Genomic DNA, 7,994 nt, shown 5'->3' on the forward strand with positions numbered 1-7,994 from the left:
CCGGCGGTACCCATTTGGGGCGCGGGGGGGGGGAATTTTTTCAACCCCTTTTCCCCCGCTGGGCGCTACGCCAAACCGGGGGCGGTGCTCGCGTCAGAAAGACCCCGGATTTCGCTTCGCTCCATCCGGGCTACGAACACAGGAACGAATGATCATGACCGACGCCGCAAACGAAGTCCTCTATGAGGTCGCCGACCACATCGCGGTGATCACGCTGAATGCGCCGGAGCGCATGAACACGATCTCCGGCCCGATGCTGAACGATCTGGCGCGGCTGCTGACCGAGGCCAATGAGGACCGCAACGTCCGGGTCGTGATCCTCACCGGCAAGGGGCGGGCATTCTGCGCCGGCCTCGATTTGCGTCGGGAGCGCGACGGCAATGGCCTCAGTGCCGCGTCTTCGCCGACCACGATCAATCTGCGCAACACGCCGCCGACCGTGCTTCAGGCGATGGACAAGCCGACCATCTGCGCCGTCAACGGCGGCGCCGCCGGTTACGGCATGGACACCGCGCTCGGCTGCGATATCCGCATCATGGCGGAGTCCTCGAAGCTTGCGGCGGCCTTCGTCAAGCGCGGCGTCGTGCCGGAATCCGGCGGCACGTGGCTGCTGCCGCGGATGCTCGGCTGGGCCAAGGCGTCCGAGCTGATTTTTACGGGCCGCACGCTGAGCGCGCGCGAGTGCCTGGAATGGGGCCTCGCCAACGAGGTCGTTCCGGATGCCGAGCTGATGAACCGCGCCACTGCGATTGCCCGTGAAATCGCCGCCAACGCGCCGCTCGCGGTGCAGGCCTCCAAGCGCATGATGCGGATGGGCCTCAACGAGAACTTCTCCGATCACGTTCACCACGTCTACCTCCAGCTTCTGCCGCTGTTCAAGACACAGGACATGGCCGAGGGCATGAAGGCGTTCATGGAGAAGCGTGAGCCGAAGTTCGAGGGGCGGTAGGCGCCGCCTGATCGCGCACGCTGGAGTAGCAATCAGTAATCGGCTCGGCTAGGTTGACGTTCCCACGCCAACCGCTTGCGATCGCCGATGCCCTCATACCGCGCCAGCTTCTTCGAAGTTCCTCATGCGGCCCTTTACGCGCTGATGACGGTGACCGTCCTGGCGTCGGGATTCTGCTTCATCCAGGCAGGTAGTCCGGCGGCGCCGGCAGAGTTGTTGTATCGCTATGGCGGCATGTATTCGGGCGCAATCGCGCGGCATGAGTACTGGCGCCTGCTCGCCTATGGCTTCCTGCATGTCAACTTCGTCCACCTCACCATGAACATGTTGTGCCTCGTGCTGTGGGGCGGACATCTCGAGCGGCGAGTGGGACCGGCCTATTTCCTCATCATCTATCTCTGCGCGATGGTGTTCGGCGCCGTCATCGGCAATGGCATCCATTCCACGCCCTATTTGACCGTCGGCGCGTCCGGCGCCACGTCGGGCATTTTGGGTGCGCTGCTCTGCCTGTGGATCCTCGGCAAGCTCGACGTCAGGTTCGACTTCTTCGCCATCAACATCGGATTGAACATCGCGTTTGCGCTCGGCAATTCGCGGATCGACTGGGGCGTCCATCTCGGCGGCTTTGCGGCCGGATTGATCGCCTGCGCATTGCTGGACCTCATCGAGAAGGCGAATCCTTACGCGCTTCGTTGCAAATTTCCCGAAGCCGTGAAGGTCAATCTCACTCTGTTGGCCTGTGTTGCTGCTGCGTGGGCTTGGAGCGGTCAGGCCATCGCCGCCGGGATTTCCGGATGGGGCCTGGCCATCGTTGTCGTGATCGCATGCTGTGCGGTCGTGAAGGTGGTTGATCTCGTCCTCTCCATGAAGAAGGGTCTTGCGATCGTCGTGGTCGCCCTGGCTGGAGCGAATGCTGTCACCATCCTGCTGTGCGGTTTGGCTCTGGCATCTTCTTGCAGTCCGCGCTGGCCAACCGGGTCCGTTCCACTCGATAATCTTCTCGTCATATTCTGTCCCAATCCTGTTCTGATCTCGGGGCTGGCCGCGATCGGTGCCGCCGCGGTGACGCTGTGGCTCTGCGCAAGGGAAATTTCGCGCGGGATCGAGGATGTCGGATTTGTCGGCACATCGCTGCGTGCCGAACGCAGCCGGCGTCATGGACTATGACCGCGGAGGTCGTGCTATAAGAGGGCTCATTGACCCCGGATCATCCCAAGGTTCCTAAATCTAATGGCCCCCGTTTCCATTCTGCTCAACGTGATCTGGATTCTCATCGGCGGTGCCTGGATGGCATTCGGCTGGCTGGTGGCTTCTGTCATCATGGCCATTACCATCATCGGCCTTCCCTGGGCGCGGGCGGCGTTCAACATCGCGGTCTACGCCCTGCTGCCGTTCGGCTCGCGCGCGGTCAACCGCGACGAGGTCACCGGTATGGGCGATATCGGCACCGGCCCGCTCGGGGTGATCGGGAACATTATCTGGTTCGTGCTGGCCGGCTGGTGGCTGGCACTCGGCCACGTGCTGACAGCCGTGATCTTCGCCGTCACCATCATCGGCATTCCCTTTGCCTGGGCCCATCTGAAGCTTGCGGGGATCGCGCTCTGGCCGATCGGCAAGGTGATCGTGCCGGCCTAGCCGCAAGGAGTGATCGCCCCTTTCAGTGTGCGCCGCCCCCAACTTCATCTTGCGCTGCGGCAAAAAACTTGCACACTCGGCTGAGCCGGGCAGCGAAGCGAGCTCGAACAAGGAAGCGAGCCATGTCCCTCCAGACCGTGCCACCCGACACCACTGACCATCGCCCTAATCGCCCTGAGGACGCCCAGGCGCTGGAGGCAGATGTGCGGCTGCGTGACGACATCCGCCTGCTCGGGCGCATCCTGGGCGACACGGTGCGCGACCAGGAGGGCGCGGAATTGTTCGACTTGGTCGAGCGCATCCGCCAGACCTCGATCCGGTTCCACCGCGACGAGGACCGGCTTGCCCGCCGCGAGCTCGAGCAGATCCTCGACAGCATGTCGACCTCCGAGACGGTGCGGATTGTCCGCGCCTTCAGCTATTTCTCCCACCTCGCCAACATCGCCGAGGACCAGAACAACATTCGCCAGATGCGCGCCCGCAGTGCCGCCCAGAGCACCGGTTCCGGCGTACTGGCGGAGACGCTGGCCCATGCCAGGGACGCCGGGATCAGCTCCGATGTGCTGCGTAATTTCTTCAAGACCGCGCTGGTCAGCCCGGTCCTGACCGCGCACCCGACCGAGGTCCGTCGCAAGAGCACCATGGATCGCGAGATGGAGGTCGCGGCATTGCTGGACCGCCGCGAGCGTGTGGCGCTGACTGAAGACGAGGCCGCCGCCAGCGACGAACAGCTCCGCCGCGAGGTGCTGACGCTGTGGCAGACCAATCTCTTGCGCCGGACCAAGCTCACCGTGCTCGACGAGGTCGCCAATGGCCTGTCCTTCTACGACTACACCTTCCTGCGCGAGGTACCGCGGCTGGTCAACGTGCTCGAAGACCGGCTGGAGGAGAGCGGCGAGGCGGCTGCAAGCGAGCTCGCCTCGTTCCTGCGCATGGGCAGCTGGATCGGCGGCGACCGCGACGGCAATCCCTTCGTCACCGCCGACGTCATGCGCGGGACGCTGCGGCTGCAGTCGAGCCGGGTGATGCAATTCTATCTCAACGAGCTGCATGTGCTCGGCTCGGAGCTGTCGATCGCAGCGCACCTCGCCGACGTCTCCGAGGAGCTGCGGACGCTGGCGGAACGCTCGCCCGACACCTCGCCGCACCGGAGCGGCGAGCCTTATCGTCTCGCGGTCTCCGGCATCTATGCGCGCCTGACGGCGACGGCCGAAAAGCTCGAGGTCGAGATCACGCGCCGGCCGGTCGGCAAGGGCAGGCCTTACGAGACCGTCAGGGAGCTGCAGGCCGATCTCGACGTGCTGCACCGTTCGCTGATCTCCAACAATGCCCGCGTCATCGCCCGCGGCCGGCTGCGACTGCTGCGGCGCGCGGTGGATTGCTTCGGCTTCCATCTGGCGCGGCTCGACATCCGCCAGAATTCGGCCGTGCACGAACGTACCATCGCCGAGCTGATGGATGCCGCGAACCCCGGCATGTCCTATCTCGCGCTGGGCGAGGACGCGCGCATCTCGCTGCTCACCAATGAATTGCGCAGCACACGCTCGCTGGTCTCGCCATTCGTCAAATACAGCGACGAGACCATGGGTGAGCTCAACGTCTTCCATTCCGCCGCGGAGGCGCATGCGAAGTTTGGCTCGGACGCCATTCCCCAATGCATCATCTCGATGTGCAAGGGCATGTCCGACATGCTCGAAGTGGCCGTGCTGCTCAAGGAGGTCGGCCTCGTCCATCCCTCCGGGCGCAGCGCCATCAACATCGTGCCGCTGTTCGAGACCATCGAGGATTTGCAGGCCTCCAGCGGCATCATGGATCGCATGCTGTCGCTGCACGATTACCGCCGCCTCGTCGACAGCCGCGGCAGCGTACAGGAGGTCATGCTCGGTTATTCCGACTCGAACAAGGATGGCGGCTTCGTCACCTCGGGCTGGGAACTCTACAAGGCCGAGATCGGCCTCGTCGACGTGTTCGAGCGTCACAGCGTGCGCTTGCGCCTGTTCCACGGCCGCGGCGGCTCGGTCGGCCGCGGTGGCGGTCCGAGCTATGACGCCATCATCGCCCAGCCCGGCGGCGCGGTGAACGGGCAGATCCGCATCACCGAGCAGGGCGAGATCATCTCGTCGAAATATTCCAACGCCGAAGTCGGCCGCAACAATCTGGAGATCCTCGCCGCCGCAACGCTGGAGGCGAGCCTGCTGCATCCGCGCCAGAGCGCGCCGCGCCGCGAATATCTCACCGCGATGGACGAGCTTTCAAATTTGGCTTTCAAGGCCTATCGCGGCCTCGTCTACGAGACCGACGGTTTCGTCGATTATTTCTGGGCCTCCACCGTCATCAACGAGATCGCGACGCTGAACATCGGCAGCCGTCCGGCCTCGCGCAAGAAGACCCGCGCGATCGAAGATCTGCGCGCCATTCCCTGGGTGTTCTCCTGGGCGCAGTGCCGCCTGATGCTGCCCGGCTGGTACGGTTTTGGCAGCGCGGTCGAGCAGTGGATCGCGGAGCATCCCGACAAGGGCATGCCGTTCCTGAAAGAGCTCTACAGGGAATGGCCGTTCTTCCGCATGCTGCTGTCGAACATGGACATGGTGCTGGCCAAAAGCTCGATCGCGATCGCCTCGCGCTATGCCGAGCTCGTGCCGGACGAAGCCTTGCGCGAAAAGATCTTCGGCCGCATCCGCCGCGAATGGCATTCCTGCATCGAGACGCTGCTCGACATCATGGGCCAGGACCGGCTCCTCCAGGGCAACCCGCTGCTGGAGCGCTCGGTGCGCCACCGCTTCCCCTATCTCGATCCGCTCAACCACGTGCAGGTCGAGCTACTCAAGGAGCACCGCGCGCAGAACCCGGACGAGCAGGTGTTGCGCGGGATTCAGCTCACCATCAACGGCATCTCGGCAGGGTTGAGGAATACGGGTTAATGGGGCGAGTAGCGAACAGAAGGGCGTGCCGCTGCCGACTATTCGCTACTCACCATTCGCTATTTGTTGATGTTCACGGCTTTAGTGCGCCCTGCACACTGGTGTACACAGCATAGAGCGATGTCGAGCCACAGATATACAGCCTGTTTCGCTGCTGACCGCCGAAGCTCAGATTCGCTACTGTTTCCGGAATATGAATCTTGCCGAGCAGACCGCCCGATGGCGTATAACAGCGCACGCCGTCTTCGTTCGGATCGCCCCAGCCCACCGAACACCAGACCCGTCCTTCGGTGTCACAGCGGACGCCGTCGGTGATGCTTGGCTTTGGCATCTCGGCGAAGACCTTGCTGTTCGACACCTTCCCCGCCGCCACGTCGAGGTCGAACACGCGGATATGCGATGGGTTGTCCGGTCCGTCCGTGAATCCGGTCTCGCAGATGTAGAGCTTCTTCTCGTCGGGCGAGATGGTGATCCCGTTGGGTTCCACAAAATCGTCGATGACGACCTTGACGTCGCCGGTTTTCGGGTCGACGCGGTAGACGTTCTTCTTCTCCTGCTCGGGGTCGGCCTTGATGCCCTCATAGAAGCCACCGATGCCGTAGGCCGGATCGGTGAACCAGATCGCGCCATCGGCGGTGACGACCGCATCGTTCGGCGAGTTCAGTCGCTTGCCATTGAATTTGTCGGCAATGATGGTGATCGAGCCGTCGAGTTCGGTGCGCGTCACACGCCGCCCACTATGCTCGCACGTGATCAGGCGTCCTTCGCGATCGATCGTGTTGCCGTTCGAGTTCATCGAGGGTTGACGGTAGACGCTGGTATGACCGTCATCCTCCGAGAAGCGCATGATGCGATTGTTGGGGATGTCGCTGAACAGCAGATATCGTCCGGCTGCAAAATACACGGGACCTTCGGCCCATCGGAAGCCGGTTGCAACACGCTCAACCGCCATGGTGCCGGCGAAGGCCGGGAAGTCGGCAGGCCCGAACGTTGGCGGCCCCTTCTTCGCGGATTCCAGACGGGAGTCCGGGTAGCGGCTGCCGGGAAGCGGTCCCAAGGGCAACGGGGCCGTCGATATCGTCGGAGTGCCGGTCTGGCCCAATGGCGCGACAGAGGCTGCCAGGGTTGCGTTCATCGTAACGCCGGTCGCGGCTACCGCCGCTGCCGCGCCCTTCAAGAGGGTGCGGCGTCCAAGGCACGGCTCATCAGTACCGGTAGAATTGGTCAGTGATTTTGTCATAGTCGCCTCCCGTTTTTTTGTTGGAAGGAAACCATTCGCCCGCAATCGGGCGTAATGCGGGCGATCTCCGGTCGGACAACCGGAGATCGCAATGCAACAATTGCTGGGAAAACGGCTAGACGGGATCCCAGGGGAAGATGTCGGCCGAACGGTCGAGCTTGTAGAACGAGCCCTTCAGTGCCGGCATGCCGTGTTCCGCGATCGTTTGCGGCGTCCAGCCCTCGCTGCGATGAACCGAGCGCAGCGGGCGGTTCTGGCTGAACAGGAACAGCTCGTTCATGCGTGCGCCGAAGATCTGCCCGGAGACGTCCTTGGCGGCATCGGAGAGCAGATAGGCGCAGATCGGCGCGATCTTCTCCGGTCCCATCTGCTTGATCTTCTCGACGCGCGCCTTCTCAGCTTCGGTCTCGGTCGGAATGGTGCCGATCATGCGGGTCCAGGCAAACGGCGAGACGCAGTTGGAGCGGACGTTGAAGCGGCCCATGTCGAGCGCGATCGACTTCGACAGCCCGATGATGCCGAGCTTGGCCGCGGCGTAGTTGGCTTGGCCAAAATTGCCGATCAGGCCGGAGGTCGAGGTGAAGTGCACGAATGAGCCGCTCTCCTGCTCGCGAAAGATCCGCGCCGCAGCGTGGCTGACGTAGAACGAGCCCATCAGGTGAACCTTGATGACGGCCTCGAACGCTTCCACGCTCATCTTGTGGAAGATCATGTCGCGCAGGATGCCGGCATTGTTGACGACGCCGTCGAGCTTGCCGAAATGATCGGTCGCGGTCTTCACGATCTTGCTGGCGGGGACAGCTTCCGCCACCGACTCGAAATTGGGCACCGCGATGCCGCCGCGCTTCTTGATCTCGTCGACCACCTCCTCGGCAGGCGAAGCGCTGGAACCGGCGCCGTCGGCGGCAACACCGGGGTCGTTGACGACGACCTTGGCGCCCTCCGCCGCGCAGAGCAGCGCGATCTCGCGCCCGATGCCGCGGCCCGCGCCGGTGACGATGATGACCTTGTCTTGCAGTGATTTTGTCATGTGAGTTCTCCGCTAGCCGTTCCAATTTCCGCCGTCATTCCGGGATGCGCCGCAAGGCGCAGGCCCGGAATCCATACTCCCGATCGTGGTTATGGATTCCGGGCTCGGGGGGGGGGGGGCCCCCGGGGGGGGCCACCCCCCCACCAACCCCCAGGCGGAGGTGTTTAAGGTGGTGGCGGTTGGCCCCCCCGAGGACGTCAACCTGGCGTTGGTTGAGAT

6 protein-coding genes are annotated in these 7,994 nt (G+C 63.5%); 4 read left to right on the plus strand and 2 right to left on the minus strand.

Annotation, left to right across the window (positions count from 1 at the left end; translation table 11 throughout):
- Positions 1 to 154: 154 nt before the first annotated feature.
- From AC0L3X_RS35365 to ppc, 4 genes are all read left to right on the plus strand, one after another.
- Complete coding sequence (locus AC0L3X_RS35365) at positions 155 to 949, plus strand: enoyl-CoA hydratase/isomerase family protein (protein ID WP_063986557.1); 795 nt, start codon at positions 155 to 157, stop codon at positions 947 to 949.
- Positions 950 to 1,036: 87 nt separating this feature from the next.
- Entirely contained in the window at positions 1,037 to 2,116 is a 1,080-nt protein-coding gene (locus tag AC0L3X_RS35370) for a rhomboid family intramembrane serine protease (RefSeq protein ID WP_063984678.1), read from the plus strand.
- Positions 2,117 to 2,179: 63 nt separating this feature from the next.
- Entirely contained in the window at positions 2,180 to 2,584 is a 405-nt protein-coding gene (locus tag AC0L3X_RS35375; protein ID WP_071915736.1) for a YccF domain-containing protein, read from the plus strand.
- Positions 2,585 to 2,706: 122 nt separating this feature from the next.
- Positions 2,707 to 5,505 carry a phosphoenolpyruvate carboxylase gene (ppc, locus tag AC0L3X_RS35380; RefSeq protein ID WP_063984676.1) on the plus strand — a complete coding sequence of 933 codons (2,799 nt, stop codon included), beginning with the start codon at positions 2,707 to 2,709 and terminating at the stop codon, positions 5,503 to 5,505.
- 73 nt (positions 5,506 to 5,578) lie between these two features.
- Here the strand turns inward: ppc and AC0L3X_RS35385 are convergent, their stop codons facing one another.
- Positions 5,579 to 6,745, minus strand: a complete 1,167-nt coding sequence (locus AC0L3X_RS35385) for an SMP-30/gluconolactonase/LRE family protein (RefSeq protein ID WP_063984675.1) — start codon at positions 6,743 to 6,745, stop codon at positions 5,579 to 5,581.
- 115 nt (positions 6,746 to 6,860) lie between these two features.
- Complete coding sequence (locus AC0L3X_RS35390) at positions 6,861 to 7,775, minus strand: SDR family oxidoreductase (protein ID WP_014496864.1); 915 nt, start codon at positions 7,773 to 7,775, stop codon at positions 6,861 to 6,863.
- Positions 7,776 to 7,994: the final 219 nt, after the last annotated feature.

It is taken from the genome of Bradyrhizobium sp. MI1.7 (assembly GCF_055811795.1).